The organism is Methylomonas sp. EFPC1, assembly GCF_016925515.1.
In the GTDB taxonomy this organism is placed as follows: Bacteria; Pseudomonadota; Gammaproteobacteria; order Methylococcales; family Methylomonadaceae; genus Methylomonas; species Methylomonas defluvii.
Window position 1 is genome coordinate 4,274,919 of record NZ_CP070494.1, and the last position, 14,549, is coordinate 4,289,467.

16 protein-coding genes are annotated in these 14,549 nt (G+C 52.1%); 9 read left to right on the forward strand and 7 right to left on the reverse strand.

The window, feature by feature from the left end; all coding sequences use genetic code 11:
- Nucleotides 1–16 precede the first annotated feature (16 nt).
- Both JWZ98_RS19620 and JWZ98_RS19625 read right to left on the reverse strand, forming a co-directional pair.
- Complete coding sequence (locus JWZ98_RS19620; RefSeq protein WP_205451449.1) at nt 17–793, reverse strand: hypothetical protein; 777 nt, start codon at nt 791–793, stop codon at nt 17–19.
- Nucleotides 790–1,377, reverse strand: a complete 588-nt coding sequence (locus tag JWZ98_RS19625) for a DUF4255 domain-containing protein (protein ID WP_205451450.1) — start codon at nt 1,375–1,377, stop codon at nt 790–792. The genes JWZ98_RS19620 and JWZ98_RS19625 overlap by 4 nt, the downstream gene beginning before the upstream one ends.
- Nucleotides 1,378–1,727: 350 nt before the next feature.
- On the opposite strand from JWZ98_RS19625, the gene JWZ98_RS19630 reads away from it, so the two are divergent.
- Complete coding sequence (locus JWZ98_RS19630; protein WP_205451451.1) at nt 1,728–2,192, forward strand: sterol desaturase family protein; 465 nt, start codon at nt 1,728–1,730, stop codon at nt 2,190–2,192.
- A 356-nt stretch (nt 2,193–2,548) separates the two neighbouring features.
- Here JWZ98_RS19630 and JWZ98_RS19635 read toward each other — a convergent pair whose 3' ends face one another.
- Nucleotides 2,549–3,583, reverse strand: a complete 1,035-nt coding sequence (locus JWZ98_RS19635) for a DUF4325 domain-containing protein (protein ID WP_205451452.1) — start codon at nt 3,581–3,583, stop codon at nt 2,549–2,551.
- A gap of 494 nt (nt 3,584–4,077) precedes the next feature.
- Between JWZ98_RS19635 and JWZ98_RS19640 the strand changes: the two genes are divergently transcribed.
- A complete protein-coding gene (locus tag JWZ98_RS19640; RefSeq protein ID WP_033157761.1) occupies nt 4,078–4,374 on the forward strand; it encodes a hypothetical protein in 297 nt (98 codons plus the stop codon).
- Nucleotides 4,375–4,427: 53 nt separating this feature from the next.
- Here JWZ98_RS19640 and JWZ98_RS19645 read toward each other — a convergent pair whose 3' ends face one another.
- Nucleotides 4,428–5,660, reverse strand: coding sequence for a transglycosylase SLT domain-containing protein (locus tag JWZ98_RS19645; protein ID WP_346015181.1), 1,233 nt, complete (start codon nt 5,658–5,660; stop codon nt 4,428–4,430).
- On the opposite strand from JWZ98_RS19645, the gene JWZ98_RS19650 reads away from it, so the two are divergent.
- On the forward strand, nt 5,659–6,657 hold the full coding sequence (locus JWZ98_RS19650; RefSeq protein WP_205451453.1) for a hydrolase: 999 nt from the start codon (nt 5,659–5,661) through the stop codon (nt 6,655–6,657). The two genes, JWZ98_RS19645 and JWZ98_RS19650, sit on opposite strands and share 2 nt — an antisense overlap.
- A 38-nt stretch (nt 6,658–6,695) precedes the next feature.
- On the opposite strand, the gene JWZ98_RS19655 is transcribed toward JWZ98_RS19650, so the two are convergent.
- The 3 genes from JWZ98_RS19655 to JWZ98_RS19665 all read right to left on the reverse strand — a co-directional run bounded on the left by JWZ98_RS19655 (nt 6,696) and on the right by JWZ98_RS19665 (nt 7,859).
- Nucleotides 6,696–7,115, reverse strand: coding sequence for a DUF1801 domain-containing protein (locus tag JWZ98_RS19655; RefSeq protein WP_205451454.1), 420 nt, complete (start codon nt 7,113–7,115; stop codon nt 6,696–6,698).
- 97 nt (nt 7,116–7,212) lie between these two features.
- Nucleotides 7,213–7,449 (reverse strand): toxin-antitoxin system HicB family antitoxin, encoded by a 237-nt coding sequence (locus tag JWZ98_RS19660; protein WP_205451455.1) that lies wholly within the window; start codon nt 7,447–7,449, stop codon nt 7,213–7,215.
- A complete protein-coding gene (locus JWZ98_RS19665; RefSeq protein ID WP_205451456.1) occupies nt 7,446–7,859 on the reverse strand; it encodes a putative toxin-antitoxin system toxin component, PIN family in 414 nt (137 codons plus the stop codon). The genes JWZ98_RS19660 and JWZ98_RS19665 overlap by 4 nt, the downstream gene beginning before the upstream one ends.
- A gap of 86 nt (nt 7,860–7,945) precedes the next feature.
- Between JWZ98_RS19665 and JWZ98_RS19670 the strand changes: the two genes are divergently transcribed.
- From JWZ98_RS19670 to JWZ98_RS19695, 6 genes are all read left to right on the forward strand, one after another.
- On the forward strand, nt 7,946–8,392 hold the full coding sequence (locus JWZ98_RS19670) for a low molecular weight phosphatase family protein (RefSeq protein WP_205451457.1): 447 nt from the start codon (nt 7,946–7,948) through the stop codon (nt 8,390–8,392).
- A gap of 119 nt (nt 8,393–8,511) precedes the next feature.
- Complete coding sequence (gene moaA / locus JWZ98_RS19675; RefSeq protein ID WP_205451458.1) at nt 8,512–9,516, forward strand: GTP 3',8-cyclase MoaA; 1,005 nt, start codon at nt 8,512–8,514, stop codon at nt 9,514–9,516.
- A gap of 15 nt (nt 9,517–9,531) precedes the next feature.
- Nucleotides 9,532–9,891, forward strand: coding sequence for a YajD family HNH nuclease (locus JWZ98_RS19680; protein ID WP_033157754.1), 360 nt, complete (start codon nt 9,532–9,534; stop codon nt 9,889–9,891).
- Nucleotides 9,891–10,469 (forward strand): DNA-3-methyladenine glycosylase I, encoded by a 579-nt coding sequence (locus JWZ98_RS19685; RefSeq protein WP_205451459.1) that lies wholly within the window; start codon nt 9,891–9,893, stop codon nt 10,467–10,469. Before JWZ98_RS19680 ends, JWZ98_RS19685 begins: the two co-directional genes overlap by 1 nt.
- Nucleotides 10,466–10,945 (forward strand): pyridoxamine 5'-phosphate oxidase family protein, encoded by a 480-nt coding sequence (locus JWZ98_RS19690; RefSeq protein ID WP_205451460.1) that lies wholly within the window; start codon nt 10,466–10,468, stop codon nt 10,943–10,945. The genes JWZ98_RS19685 and JWZ98_RS19690 overlap by 4 nt, the downstream gene beginning before the upstream one ends.
- 51 nt (nt 10,946–10,996) lie before the next feature.
- Nucleotides 10,997–14,299 (forward strand): EAL domain-containing protein, encoded by a 3,303-nt coding sequence (locus JWZ98_RS19695; protein WP_205451461.1) that lies wholly within the window; start codon nt 10,997–10,999, stop codon nt 14,297–14,299.
- The last annotated feature ends 250 nt before the right edge of the window (nt 14,300–14,549 follow it).

Here is a 14,549-nt window from a genome sequence, read left to right on the forward strand (position 1 = left end):
TCAACTCATGGATGACTCAATTGGGTTGAACGGCAAGATGATCCCGATTAAAGGACCGGATTAAACTCAAATCGCCCGGCACCAAGGTCAGGGCTAGTGCGGCGGCAAAACTGTTAGCGTTAATAGCGCCGAGCAGCATCGGCTGCAAGTCGGCCGGGTCGACCGGTTGCGCAGCGCTGGCCGCAGCCGAGGCCGCAATGCTCAGTGTCGCGTTGTATTCGGTTACGCCTTCCGGTAAGGGCGGCAGGCGGTGCATCGCGATAATGAAATCGCCATTGGCGTCGGCTTGGGCACGGCAGATCAAATTGCCGCCGACGCCCAGATTGACCGTCAGCGTCAGCAATGCCCAGATAGCCGGCGCATTACTGCCGGTAAACCTCAGAGTGCCGCGCAAACCGCCGCCGCGGCCGAGCTTGGTACCGAAAGGGGTCGGATAAAGCACCAAGCTGTGTCCGGCGGCATTGCCGGCTTGAACTGCAAAACGGCGCGGGATATAGCGGCTTTGACTATCCGCCACCGAACCGGCGATGGTGTATGCCGCTTCAGCAGGCCGCAATTTATCCGCCTCATTAGGCGCGCCTTGCACCGTTTTACCGGCCGAGCGCCGCCACAAGGCTGTTTTGCCTGGCGTGTGTAACCATTGCAGATCGGCGGGGCGGGTATCGAGTTGCAACACAACGGCTTCACTGAGCCGCCGCATATCGGCTTCCTGTGCGGCACTACTGCCGTCCAACCAATAAATCACGTCGCTGGCGTAGAGGATATTGGTTTCCAGAACCTTGACGGCTTTCATACCGTGCCTCCTGGAAATACCCGCGTACTAACCGGCGGACCTTCCGTACGCGGCCGACGCAGCCGCAGGCGCACGGTGCGCGCCACATAGGGTACGGTACTGGTGTAAGGCGATTTGAAGACATCCCAGATGCGCATCAAATCCTCGGTAGTCATCTCGTCCGGGGCGATATTCAGCACTTCCGCCTGGCCCCATTCGTCGTCGATGTCTTGAATATGCGAGATGTCGAGCTGACATTCGTTGGCGAGCTCGACCATGGCCCAACTCAAAAGATCGGCTTCGATGGTGGCGCTGGCAGCGTTGGCGATTAACAGGAAATGCAGATTGACCGGCAGTTCGGCTTGCGGGGCGTTTTGGTCGGAACCTCGCGACGCGAAGGTGCGCTGCCGACCGTGCGGATCGATGGTGATGCGATGCAGGTAAATACCCAGCAGATTGCCGGTGAGGATATTGGCAATGTCGGCGCTACCCAGCAGTTTTGCTTGGGCATTGGTGGGCTCGCTGCTCAGCTCGGCAGGTAATCTGCTGGTCAAGAACGATTCCAACGCCAACAGCGCGCCGGTCACTCCCCGGTACGAAGCCATTTCTCCTCCCCCACTTGAGCGGTAGCATAGCCTAGTACATAGGTCTACTGTACGCAAGTCGATTTTGTGAAGCTATCCGCCGATAAAAATCGAAAAAAGCGATCTACAGCAAACTGACCGGCTAAATTCCGTGCCTCAATCAAATAATGGTATTAATTTTTAGCAGAGCTTTTGGAAATTGCTGGTGCAGAAGTCATTAAAATCGGATTAAAAATGGAACACCATTTGGAAAAGGTAAGAGCCGGAACCAAAAGTACACAACCAAAGCAGCAGGAATAAAACAACTATGCCGAGCACGGCAAACCGGGTGAAGATAATCCCCACTACAAACCATTAGCCCCAGCCGAACCATGATCTCAGTGAGCCTACAATTTTTACTAGCCATTCTGTACGCCAATCTGGGCGAATGGCTGATGCACAAATTCATCTTGCATCGCTTAGGCAAGCAGCCGGGCAGCATCTGGGCCTACCATTGGTATGAACACCATGCGATCTGCGCTAAACACCAGATGCGGGATCCCGGCTATCGCCGTTTGGACTTATCAACCTGGAATGCGCAAACCAAGGAGTTGGCGGTATTGGCGGCGATTGTCATGGTGCATTTACCGCTAATTTGGTATTGGCCGATTTTCGTGATGGGTTTATACGGCTCGTTGACGCTTTATTACCTTCTGCACCGCAAAGCCCATCTCAACCCTGACTGGGCTAAACAGCATTTACCCTGGCATTACCAACACCACACCCAGCCAGGCTCCGGCAACTGGTGCGTCACTTGGCCGGGGTTTGATTATCTGCTGGGCAGTAGACACAAGTGATGCGCGCATACGCGAATAAAAAATTGCTTGGAGGTTTGAATGCTTGTGCTTGTGTTGGGTGACAAGCGGCCAATACCTGCCGGACGAGTTTGATTTTGGAACGGCAGCTTTATGTCATAACGAGCTTATTTTTGGGCAGAATTAACTAGGCGAGAAACACAAAACCGTTCTACAAACCGACTGCGGCGGCGTTAGGTCAAGAAAACATACCCAAACCCAAGTATGCGCACGAAACAAACAATCCATGTTGAAAAGACACAGTAGCAATTATTGATGTGATTCTGAAATGCCCTAACCCAACGTCATTTCCGCTTAACTTGGGTAATAGTATCTGCTTGGCTTACGGGTTAATTGACTTATCTCCATGCAATAGCCCTAGAAACCATCTTTTCAACGTTGGGCTCCATGTTGTCGGGCAGTAATGTTATTTCTGGATGAGCTTGCGCATAGACACGGAAAATTTCATCGGCAAAAGCTTGGCCGATAGCCAATACACCCTCAAAGTCAAAAATAACGTAATGAAAGCGTTCTACCCGTGCCAGTAATCGTTTCGCTTGAGACCTGGATACAAGTTTTTCATTACCGTATTGGGCTAAGCGCACAGGAATGATGGTTTTGTTGAATTGAAACCCGTCTGGTCCAGCATAGTCGTCGAACACCGCTTGAATCTGGCGGGTTGAATCCCGCTTAATAAGCATATAGACCACCGTACCGTCTTTATCAAAAGAAATAGACGACTCGAGAATAACATCGAAATCGAATGTGTCGTCGTGACTAAACCTGATTCCACACGATTCGATTTCAAACTCGTCGAATACTCTCGATGTAAAGAAAATACCTTCGCCGGTATGATTCTCGGGATCGGTGGTCAGCTTGCCTTTGGACAACTCGAATAGGGCTTGTCGTTCGTCACTTAAATCGCACAGCCGTTTAATTTTCCTAAAAATACCTTCGCCGTCGTCAACGACAGCGATGACTATTTTTTCTTTGTCCCGTACCACGGATATATAAACTTGTTCTCCGCCCGAGTGGTCGATGACGTTATTGACCATTTCGGTAAAACCGTAATGGCATATGTCGACGATGTTTTCAGGCAAACCGTCAAATACGAAAGCGTAATAATCTCGCCAGACGCTGTCCTCTGCGAAGCCTTCGGTCAGAGGAAATAGAGACTTATAGTGTCTTAAGTCGCCAAGAAAATATCTTTTTCCTTTACCAGTGCCACTCGAGTTTAACCAGCCTTCGGTTTCTAAGCGTTTAATGTGGTTGTTAACTGCTTGTACGCTTATCGAGAAGATAGTTGCAATATGTTTTGCAATATCAATGGGATGATGCCTGACGTCCCTAATAATTTGGCGTCGAACTTGCTCACCGCGTTCTTTGTTGCTCATACTTTATCCTTTAAGAAAAACTTCTTTCTTAAAGGATAAATCTATTGTTCTTAAAGGACAAGAGCCCGATATAGACGGATGTCACGTTTTCTTGTTACCCAGCGAACGCCTGCTGCTTGCCAACCACCAGTCAACCAAACAATTTCTGTCAAATACGGATTAAGGTCCAGACCGTGTAAAAACGTCAAAAACCGGGGAGTCGCTATTTTTGTCGAAAGATTTTTTCGAGCTTCCCAGCAGGAAAAAAGATGAAATACCGGACAGGTATCGACCAATTCTGTTGAGCTCACATCAACCCGTATCACAAGCTTGTCTCAAAGCGCAGGAGCAACAAGAACACCGAGCTTGCTGTAAAGCGCCACGTCACTCGTTACCATCGACTATTTTCTCGATGCTGTCGGCAGCATGTCGTTCAATCGTCATTTATTAAGTTTAATTTAAGGACCTGAGGAGATAGTAGCCGCCAACACAAACTGAAAGCCGGAGAAATAATAATGAGACAGGCCACATCATTCGATGCCAATAATGCCCTTGCTCAAGTTAAGTACGCCATAAAAGATTTGATACACTCGGATTATGACGATAACGAAGACGATGTGATTTACACCGCCAACAAATTGAATGCTGTATTGCGTATGGTGCATGACAACCATCAATCCTGGAACGATGAAGCGATTCGGGAATTTGTCATGCGCCAGCATGATCCATTGCGACACATCCCGGTTAAGTCGGAAAAGCTCCATCACAGGGTGCGCCATATCCAACAGGATATTATCGTTAAATTTTCCTGACTGTTACGGCTACCCGACGGCTACCCGCTAGAGGCCAGAACCAGGCAGCGAATCTACAACCCCGGGATCCCCATCTGCTGAATCCGCATGGCATTATCGCCTTCTTCATAGGCCAGCAGTTTGCCGTCCTTGTGATATAGCTTGAAAGCCAAGGCATAAGACAATACCCGAATCGGATAGTCACGCGGCAGGGTTTGCAGGTAGGGTTGCATGGTCACAAAATCGGTAGCGCCGTATTGCTGCATGATAAAACGCAAGCCGCCGTTGCGCGGCCCAATGTTGTAAGCCAGCAGGCCTAAAAACAAATCGCCCTTCATTTCTTGCAGGTAATGTTTAAAGGTAGCGGCTGCGACAAAGGCGTTATGCCTGGGATCGTTGACTTGCAGTTCGTCCACATCCAGCTCGTCGGCTGCCTCGCGGGTAATGGCTTTGGGCACGGCGGTAATCTGAAACAAGCCTTTGCCGCCATCGAAACTGTCGCGCGGCATAAACGAGGACTCGGTCGCGGCGATGCCTTGCAGCAAATTGACATCGACATCAAAAGCCTTCGCCGCATCCTCGATTGCCGGATTGAAGGCATCGGCGCGCACCATCATTTTTTGCAACCCGCCTATGCCGTGGCGCCGATAAGCCGCGTACACTTGATGCGCCAGGGTGACTTTTTCGGCTTCCTGCTTGCCGCCGACCAAGGTGCGAAAATGCGTAAAAACTTGGGTGTAGCCACCGTGCATCACAAACCAACCGGTCGAAGCGGCCAGCACCACGGCCAACGCGGCGGGTAAATAATCCAATCGGCCATGCAGCCAGCCGCGCAAGCGCGACCAGGCCAGCAACAGCGCCGCCGCCGCCAACATCAAGATCACCACGCCAATGGCGAACGGCAGCAAACTGGTAAAAAAACCGGGGCCGGATAGCCAACTGGCCGAGTAACCGAGTACAAACATCGTCGCCAGTACGGCGGCAATCATCAACGCCAAGCCTTCCACAACCATCAGCCACCACTTTGGTTTGCGCAGAGATTTGGCTTTGCGGCGCGGTTTGCCCGGCTTACGCCCCGCACCGGCTTTTGCCCGGCTAGGCGGGACAGTTTTAACCGGTGTTTTGGCAATAGGAATGGGCCGACTCATCAAGAACAGTGAAACAGGGTTGGAAATGATTTGGAAAATCTCAGGCGGATAAGAGCAATACATCCGCTGCAAAGGCGCGCTGGCGTTTGGCGGTACAAAAGGTATATTCCTCTTCCAAACCATCGCCCAACCACTACTATAAAGCAGGTCCACAATCATGCACAACGCCTTCCGCCCGGCCTGGTGGCTGAACAGCCCGCATTTGCAGACGATCTATCCGGCGTTTTTGCGGCGCATCTCGCCACCGGCCGGCATCCGCCGCGAGCGGCTGGACACGTCGGACGGCGACTTTCTGGACATCGATTGGGTCGATAACGGCGGCCGGCCGCTGGTGATTCTGTTGCACGGCCTGGCCGGCAGCAGCCGTTCCGGTTACATCAAGGGTTTACAACACAGTTTGCTGGCCGCCGGCTTTGCCAGCGTGGCGCTGAATTTTCGTGGGTGCAGCGGCGAGATGAACCGGATGGCGCGCTGCTATCACTCCGGCGAAACCGAGGATATCGATTTTTTATATAAGACCTTGCGCCAGCGTTTTCCGGACCGGGCGATGGCGGCGATAGGTTTTTCCCTGGGCGGCAACGTCTTATTAAAATGGCTGGGCGAACAAGGCGATAAGATTGGGTTATCGGCGGCAGTGGCGGTATCCGTGCCGTTGTTGTTAAACGAATGCGCCGACAAGCTTGATCGTGGTTTCTCAAAACTCTATCGCGACTATTTACTGCGCGAGTTGAAACAGTACATGCGCGTCAAGCTCAAGCATTTGCAAGGCATCGGCCAGCACGAACAAGCCGAACGGATCGCAGAATTAGGCGATCTTTCCGGCATCAAATCGTTCTGGCAATACGACGACAAAGTCGTGGCCGGCCTGCACGGTTTTAAAGACGCCCACGATTACTACCACCGCAGCAGTTCCCGGCAATTTCTGAAGCATATCCGTATCCCAACTTTGATTTTGCAAGCTAAGGACGATCCGTTCATGACCGAACGAGTATTGCCGACCGCCGCGGAATTATCCGATCAGGTGCAACTGGAAGTGTGCGCCGGCGGCGGGCATGTGGGATTTGTGAGTGGAGGATTGTTCAGGCCGGCGTATTGGCTGGAGGCGCGGATTGGTGGATTTCTAAGGCAACACCTACCTTCGCTAACGGCAAGGTGAAATACTCTTGGCGAAGAAACCTGAAGCCGGCTCCGTACCTAAGGTTGCTTTCGTCGCTTGTTCCGATGATAGGTCAAGGCCATAGCGATACAAATTGACAGGCTATCCATGTCGACGTCTTCGGTTTCTTGAAAGACAATCGCCCGATTGCCTTCGTATTTAAACTGATGCGGAAAAAGCGTCCGAAAGGTTTCAACCAAATTCGTCGTACAGATGAAATACATGGCATATGGGTTAGGTTTCTCTTTCTTCCATGCCATTCTGATCGTACTGCCACATCCGGTTTCGGCGGTCATGTAAGCAGGCTCGCCCCACTTTAAAGTTTCCTCAAGCTGTCCGACACCCTCGCTAGCCGCCACAGCAAAGATCGCTTCGCGAAGCACCAGCATTTTCCGGCGAATTTCCGGAGGATAGCCGTCGAAGACTGCCTTGACGGTCGTATTTAGAAATTGCTTCATAAAGGGCAAAGACTCTCGGAATTGTTGGGTTAAATCAGCCCCAGCTCGTAGTATTTTCTACAGAAACAGCTATATCTGCCTATGCTGCCCGCCAACGCTAAAACTCATCCCCAGCCAAAGGCTCACGTTTTGGCACCTTCGCCAAAACAGCCTGAAAAGCGGCTTTGTCGGCTCGTTCGGCACGGGCCTGCAGGTAGTCTTCGGTGGCGATAGCCGAGACTTTTTCGGCAACGGCGCTGGCAATGAATTGATTGATCGATACGCCTTCCTTACTCGCCAGCTCCTTGATATGGCGGTGTATGGAGTCCGGCAATCTCAGACTTAGTGCACTCATGGTAAACGCTCCAGCAAGGTTTTTGGCGTGATGGCTTCGACGCCGAATTTTTCGATACGGGCAAAATCTTTTAAATTATGGGTAACAATGGTGTTTACTCGGGCAGCAACGGCCAACTCCAAGACTAAATCGTCTTTCGGGTCCGGCAAATAAGGTCGCCATAAAAAACACACCTTTTGATGACGACTAAATCCACACAGGTTATCCAGCACTATGTCTATTTCAGCATCGGTCAGTTGCAGCATGGAACGGTTGCGTTTCAAAACATCCTCATACTCGAACAAAAGCGGTGTCGATATGGCTGTTTGCAACTGCCCACCGGCTAAAAGCTCCAGCAATTTAAAGGATGCGCCGTTAGCGGAATACAATCCGGCGAACAGAACATTGGTATCCAGTATAATTTCATGCATACCACATACGGTATCATCATTATAATAGCTCAAACAAATTCTTTACTGCCTGTTCTCGTGTAAGCAACCTAGCCGAAAGGAGTTTTATGACAAACACCCATTCTCAAGTCCTATTCCTCTGCACCGGTAACTACTACCGCAGCCGGTTTGCCGAGTATTTGTTTAATCATCACGCGCCGGATTACGCGCTGCCGTGGCGGGCGTTTTCGCGTGGGCTGGCTATCGAGTTACTTAAGGACGATGCCGGGCCGCTTTCGCCGCATACCCGGCATGGCTTGGCATTGCGGGAGATTCCCATCGAGCCCGTCCGCGCGCCCATTGCCCTGACCGAGCAGGACTTGGCCACAGCCCGCCACATCATCGCCTTGAAGCAAACAGAGCATCAACCCTTGCTGCATAGCCGCTTCCCAAACTGGGTGGATCGCGTGGAATACTGGCAGGTAGACGATATAGAAGACGTCCATCCGAGCGAGGCCTTGCCGCAGATAGAAGCGGCGGTATTGGCTTTGCTGCGGCGCTTGGGCAAGCAATAGTCAGGCAAAAAACCGTCAGAGGAACTTACCCGCTCAACGCCGATCTTTTAGCAAGCGGTAATAACACAGCGCGGTGCTGTGTTACTATTTTCTTCCTTTATTTTTTCTGTTCGAATGTAATGGCGCCTAGCAAACCGTTGCAACTGATAGACCACTTTGGCAGAGTGGTCAACTACCTGCGGGTATCAATCACCGACCGCTGCGATTTTCGCTGCGTTTACTGTATGGCCGAGGACATGACGTTTCTGCCGCGCAGCCATATTCTTAGCCTAGAGGAAATCCGCTTTATCTGCGAAACCTTCGTCGAACTAGGTGTCGGCAAAATCAGGATTACCGGCGGCGAACCGCTAGTGCGTAAAGGTGCGTTAGGCTTAATGCAAGACTTGGGGCGGGTGCCGGGTTTGAATGAACTGGTATTGACCAGCAACGGCTCGCATCTGGCCGAAATGGCCGATGACTTGAAAGCCGCCGGCGTGAAGCGCATCAACATCAGCCTGGATACTTTGGACCCGGTCAAATTCAGGGAGCTAACCCGAACCGGCGATTTGCAGCAAGTGCTGAAAGGCATAGAAAAAGCCCGAACAGCCGGCTTTCAGCGCATCAAACTCAACGCGGTGATACTAAAAAACCGCAACCACCAGGAAGTCTGCGATCTGGTGCAATTTGCCGTCGAGCGTGGCATAGACATCAGTTTTATCGAGGAAATGCCGCTGGGTGCGGTGGACAACCATCACCGCGGCGCCGCGTTTTATCCCAGCGATTTGATCCGGCAAGATTTGCAACAACGCTTTACCCTGGAAGCTGTAACCGACTCGACCGGCGGACCTTCGGCTTATTACCGGATAGCCGGCAGTAAAAGCAAAGTGGGTTTTATCTCGCCGCACAGCGCCAATTTCTGCGGTAGTTGCAACAGGGTGCGCCTGACCGCCGAGGGCCGTTTATTGCTCTGCTTGGGCAACGAACATTCGGTGGATCTGAAACAGGTTGTGAGAGACCACCCCGGCGACAAAGCGATGTTGAAACAAGCCATCGTCGAGGCCATGCAAATCAAACCGGAAAAACACGAATTCAATATTCACGAACAGCCGGTTATTTTGCGGCACATGAACGCCACCGGCGGCTGACAAACGGAGGACCTCATGTCGGATAACAAAGCCTATCACATCGTCGCCGAAGCCCGGCGCTACAAGGAAGAGCGGGAAAAAGGCTACCGCGAGCAAGCCTTAAAACTCTATCCCTGGATTTGCGGACGCTGCTCAAGGGAATTCGATCATAAAAACCTGCGCGAATTGACGGTCCACCACATCAATCACGATCACGACCACAATCCGCCCGACGGCAGCAATTGGGAGTTGCTGTGCCTGTATTGCCACGACAACGAACATCAACGTTTTGAAGAGCACGTGCGTTACGGCGGCAAAGCCACCTCGGAAGGCAAAGCGCCTGCCGCCACCTTCAATCCTTTCGCCGATTTGAAAAACCTGATGAAAAAAGACTGATGTCAGGCAAATGCGTGTGGGCGCTGAATAGCACCAACGAAGAACATTATCACGATCACGAATGGGGCGTACCGCTGCACGACGAGCAAAAGCTGTTCGAGTTTCTGGTGCTGGAAGGCGCACAAGCCGGCCTCAGTTGGCGAACCATTCTCGATAAACGCGAGGCTTACCGCTCTGCTTTCGATCATTTTGATCCGCTTAAGGTCGCCGCTTACGATCACAAAAAACTGGCGTCGTTACTGCAAAATCCCGGCATCGTCAAGAACCGCCTGAAAATTGAATCCGCGGTAAGCAACGCCCAGGCTTTTTTAAGGGTACAACAGGAATTCGGCGGTTTTGATCAGTACATTTGGCGCTTTGTGGATGGCGAAACCCGGCAAAATAGTTGGCTGAGCCATAGTCAAATACCGGCCTATTCCCCGGAATCGGCCAGCATGTGCAAAGACCTGCAAAAACGCGGCTTTAAATTCGTCGGCAAAACCATCTGCTATGCTTATATGCAGGCGGTGGGCATGGTCAACGACCACACCGTCGATTGCTTCCGCCACGCGCAACTGACTGCTATCACGACACCATGAGTTCCGAACCGCTAGCCGCCGATTACCGGACTTTAATTGCCAACAGCCAAAGCCTGATAATCGCCAGCAGTTCCGAGCTCGGGACAGCCGAAGTCAGCTATGCGCCGTTTCTGGATTACCAAAATACTTATTACATCTACGTCAGCCAATTGGCCCGGCATACCGGCAATATGCTGCGCCAACGTCAAGCATCCATCATGTTTATCGAACCCGAGGCCGAAGCGGTCAACCCGTTTGCCAGACGCCGTTTGGTAATCGAATGTGAGGTTGGTGAAATCGCCAAAACCCACGCAGCATATACCCAGTTGTTAGATAAGCTGCAACAGCGGTTCGGCGAAACAGTCGCGGTTTTACGCTCCCTAGCGGATTTTCATTTACTGGCACTGACGCCTTTGCGCGGCCAATATGTCGCCGGCTTTGGCAAAGCATTTAGCATGGATGTCGAGAATGGCGTTCTGTTGCCCGCAACTCACTAAAGCGACTGCTTCGCCCAGCCTCGGTGAGAATCAGAGTCCGCCTGTTTAATCATGCCGACAGCTTTTAGATTTTTTCTGCTGAACAGCGCCTTGGCCCTGGCCTATTTTATCGGCGGCTATCTTGGGCATATGCTGGCGATGCAGCCCAGCCATGCCAGCCCAATCTGGCCGTCAGCGGGTATCGCTCTGGCCGCGCTGCTTGGTTATGGCCCCAAATTATTGCCGGGTCTGATCATCGGCAGCTTGGGCACGCAAATTTACGCTTTTGGCGATCTGGCCACCCCGGAAGATTGGTTTACACCGATTTGGGTAGGCGCCGCCGCCAGCGTCGGCGCCATCGCCCAGCCCTTACTCGGAGCGTCCCTGATCAACCGCTGGATTGGCAGACACAATCCGTTGATGGAAGATCGGCATGTCGTCTGGTTTTTCTTGCTGGCAATTGCCAGTTGCTTAATATCGGCTAGCGTCGGCACCAGTTTTCTGTACATTTTCGACACCATCGATGCGGAAGAAATCGGCCTGAACTGGTGTACCTGGTGGATAGGCGATGCAATAGGTACGGTGATCTTCGCGCCCCTGCTGCTGTTGTTTATCGGTACCCCGCGGCATATCTGGCGGCAACGGCAAAAATTCGTGGCCTATCCGTTATCGATTTCGCTATTGTTGGTGGTCATCGCCTTCGTCTACAGCCGCAATCTGGAAAATCAACGCCTCAATGGGCTATTCGACAACCAGATTAATCTGACCCATACCAACCTCCAGGAACATTTCAGCGACGATATTCTGAATAATCAGTTATTGAAAGCCTTGTTCGACAGCTCGGAATCGGTCAGTGCCAATGAGTTCAGACTATTCGCACATACCATTTTCAGTAAACATCCGGAGCTGGAGGCATTGGAATGGATACCCAGAGTCAACGCCGAAGACCGCAGCGCATTTGAACACCAGACAGAAACAACCATCCGCGAACGCGACCGCAATCAGCAATTGATACCGGCTGGTAAGCGGAATGTTTATTTACCCATTGCTTACGCCTTCGGCAACCAGCAAAACATTGGTTTCGACGTTGCCAGCAACCCACAACTATCATCGGCAATCCAAAAAGCGATTAATTCCGGCGAAACGGTGGTGACGGACGGCATGGTCTGCGACGACAAACAGCCCTGCTTCGCCATCTACTCCCCGATTTATCTCAAAGGAAAATCGCTAAACACCAGCGCCCAGCGTCAACAGTTTTTTGTCGGATTGGTCTCGAATGTTTTTAAATTAAGCAACGAGATTCAGGAACTGTCCGGACGCTTACAAAGCACACGTTTGTCGGTAGCGATCTATGATCAAGACCAGCTGTTATACCGCAGCACTCCCGAAGGCATCGAATCGAAAACGCATTACTTACTTCCAAGCAAGCGGCAAGCGCTGGCGGTCGCCGACCGGAATTGGACGCTTGAATATAAACCGCTGCCGGAGTTTTATACGCAACAAAATCCCTGGACGGTTTGGTGGCTGTTGTCCGGAAGCTTTTTGCTCTGCGGCCTGACCAGCTTCGGTTTAATGCTGATGAGCGGACGCACCGCCCGCATCGAAGATTTAGTGGCCCTAAAAACCCGCGACTTGCTGCGTAGCAACCAAGCGCTGAATACCGAGATCGAACGCCGTAAACAGCAGGAAAACGAACTCCGCATCGCCGCAACCACATTCCAGTCGCACGAGGCCATTATCGTCACCGATGCCAATGGGGCAATTTTGCGCGTCAACAATGCTTTTAACAAAATCACCGGTTATAGCGCGGAAGAAGTGATTGGCCGGCAACCGGATTTTCTGTCGTCGACCCATCAAGCTCCCGGATTTATTCAAACTTTGACCCAAGCCTTGGCCAAGGATAACCAATGGCAGGGCGAAATTTTTAATCGGCGCAAAAACGGCGACGTGTTTCCAGAATGGCTGACGGTGACCGGCGTGAGGGACGAACAGGATCGCCTGCTCAATTATGTGGCGATTTTTTCCGACATCAGCGAGAAAAAAGCCGCCGAGCGGGAAATCCATGAACTGGCATTTTACGACCCGCTGACCGGCTTGCCGAACCGACGTTTGCTGCTGGACCGCCTGAAACAGGAGATCGCTGCCGCCAAACGCCAAAGTTATTACGGTTCGCTGTTTTTTCTGGATTTGGATCACTTCAAAACCCTTAACGATTCGCGCGGCCATCAAGTAGGCGACGAATTGCTGATCCAGGTTGCCCAACGCCTCAAATCGATTATCCGCGACGAAGACACCGCTTGCCGGCTGGGTGGCGACGAATTTATCGTGATGGTGCCTGGCCGCTACTCGCAACTGTCGCAAGCGACCAGTCACGCGGCGATGCTGGCGGAAAAAATCCTGCACACCATCAATCAACCTTTCACGGTTCAGGGCAGCGAACATCACTTTTCCACCAGCATAGGCGTGACCCTGTTTCCCGAGGTGGCCGAACAGCCTGAAGCGGTCATCCAACAGGCGGATACTGCGATGTACCGGGCCAAGGAAAGCGGCCGTAACGGCATCAGTTTTTACCGTCCGTCGATGCAGGAAACGGCCGACCGCCGTTTAACCTTGGAAAAAGAGATTCGTCAGGCGCTGAAACAGCGGCAGTTTTTGCTGCACTATCAGGCGCAGGTCGATCACCTCGGCAAAGTAATCAGCGCCGAAGCGCTAATCCGCTGGCAGCATCCGGAAAAGGGCATGATCTCCCCGGCGGAATTTATCCCCATTGCCGAAGATACCCAGCTGATTTTGCCGATAGGCGAATGGGTTATGCGCGAGGCCTGCCGGCAAATCAAGGTGTGGGACGCGCAGAACCTGCCTATTCATCATGTGGCGGTCAACGTCAGTTCCCGGCAATTCCGCCAGGCCGATTTTGTCGACCAAGTAAAACGCATTTTGATCGACGCCGAACTGCCGGCTGAGCGTCTGGTCATCGAACTGACCGAAGGCTGCGTCATCAGCGACATAGACGACACCGTGGAAAAAATGCGCGATTTGCAAACCCTGGGCGTAAAAACCTCCATCGACGATTTCGGTATAGGCTATTCCTCACTGTCTTATTTAAAAAAATTGCCCATCAGCCAATTAAAGATCGATCAGAGTTTCGTCCGCGACATCGCCAGCGACCCCAACGACGCGGTGATTGTGGAGACCATTATCAATATGGCTAAAAACTTAGGTTTACACGTGATTGCCGAGGGCGTGGAAAACCAGGAACAAATGATCTTCTTACGTGATAAAGGCTGCCTATCCTACCAAGGCTATTACACCGGCCGGCCGGTGGCCGCCGCCAGATTTGAGCGAGAAGACAGATTACTTCCCACTGCATCCTAGGCTGTTAAGCCACGGGAAATGTCTACGCCACAGCTTTTAATATTCCCGAATCGGTAAGCCCAGCGCTATCCGCATGCCTTGCCGAAAGGCCGATTTTGCGGCTGTAGCGCAGCTTGCTAATCAGCTGTTTTAACCTAGGCCCTAAATTCCTCCCAGCCCCGCCATGCCGGAACCCCTGGTTACTCGTGTGGTCTAGTGGCCTCGGGCTTTTGGGAATATCGGTCAAACGGTTTGCCCTTAAACCTTGGAC

Excerpts from the sequence above, each read along its gene's own strand:
- JWZ98_RS19620 (WP_205451449.1), bottom strand. The coding sequence starts at position 793 with ATGAAAGCCGTCAAGGTTCTGGAAACCAATATCCTCTACGCCAGCGAC.
- JWZ98_RS19625 (WP_205451450.1), bottom strand. The coding sequence starts at position 1,377 with ATGGCTTCGTACCGGGGAGTGACCGGCGCGCTGTTGGCGTTGGAATCG.
- JWZ98_RS19630 (WP_205451451.1), top strand. The coding sequence starts at position 1,728 with ATGATCTCAGTGAGCCTACAATTTTTACTAGCCATTCTGTACGCCAAT.
- JWZ98_RS19635 (WP_205451452.1), bottom strand. The coding sequence starts at position 3,583 with ATGAGCAACAAAGAACGCGGTGAGCAAGTTCGACGCCAAATTATTAGG.
- JWZ98_RS19640 (WP_033157761.1), top strand. The coding sequence starts at position 4,078 with ATGAGACAGGCCACATCATTCGATGCCAATAATGCCCTTGCTCAAGTT.
- JWZ98_RS19650 (WP_205451453.1), top strand. The coding sequence starts at position 5,659 with ATGCACAACGCCTTCCGCCCGGCCTGGTGGCTGAACAGCCCGCATTTG.
- JWZ98_RS19645 (WP_346015181.1), bottom strand. The coding sequence starts at position 5,660 with ATGATTGTGGACCTGCTTTATAGTAGTGGTTGGGCGATGGTTTGGAAG.
- JWZ98_RS19655 (WP_205451454.1), bottom strand. The coding sequence starts at position 7,115 with ATGAAGCAATTTCTAAATACGACCGTCAAGGCAGTCTTCGACGGCTAT.
- JWZ98_RS19660 (WP_205451455.1), bottom strand. The coding sequence starts at position 7,449 with ATGAGTGCACTAAGTCTGAGATTGCCGGACTCCATACACCGCCATATC.
- JWZ98_RS19665 (WP_205451456.1), bottom strand. The coding sequence starts at position 7,859 with ATGCATGAAATTATACTGGATACCAATGTTCTGTTCGCCGGATTGTAT.
- JWZ98_RS19670 (WP_205451457.1), top strand. The coding sequence starts at position 7,946 with ATGACAAACACCCATTCTCAAGTCCTATTCCTCTGCACCGGTAACTAC.
- moaA (WP_205451458.1), top strand. The coding sequence starts at position 8,512 with ATGGCGCCTAGCAAACCGTTGCAACTGATAGACCACTTTGGCAGAGTG.
- JWZ98_RS19680 (WP_033157754.1), top strand. The coding sequence starts at position 9,532 with ATGTCGGATAACAAAGCCTATCACATCGTCGCCGAAGCCCGGCGCTAC.
- JWZ98_RS19685 (WP_205451459.1), top strand. The coding sequence starts at position 9,891 with ATGTCAGGCAAATGCGTGTGGGCGCTGAATAGCACCAACGAAGAACAT.
- JWZ98_RS19690 (WP_205451460.1), top strand. The coding sequence starts at position 10,466 with ATGAGTTCCGAACCGCTAGCCGCCGATTACCGGACTTTAATTGCCAAC.
- JWZ98_RS19695 (WP_205451461.1), top strand. The coding sequence starts at position 10,997 with ATGCCGACAGCTTTTAGATTTTTTCTGCTGAACAGCGCCTTGGCCCTG.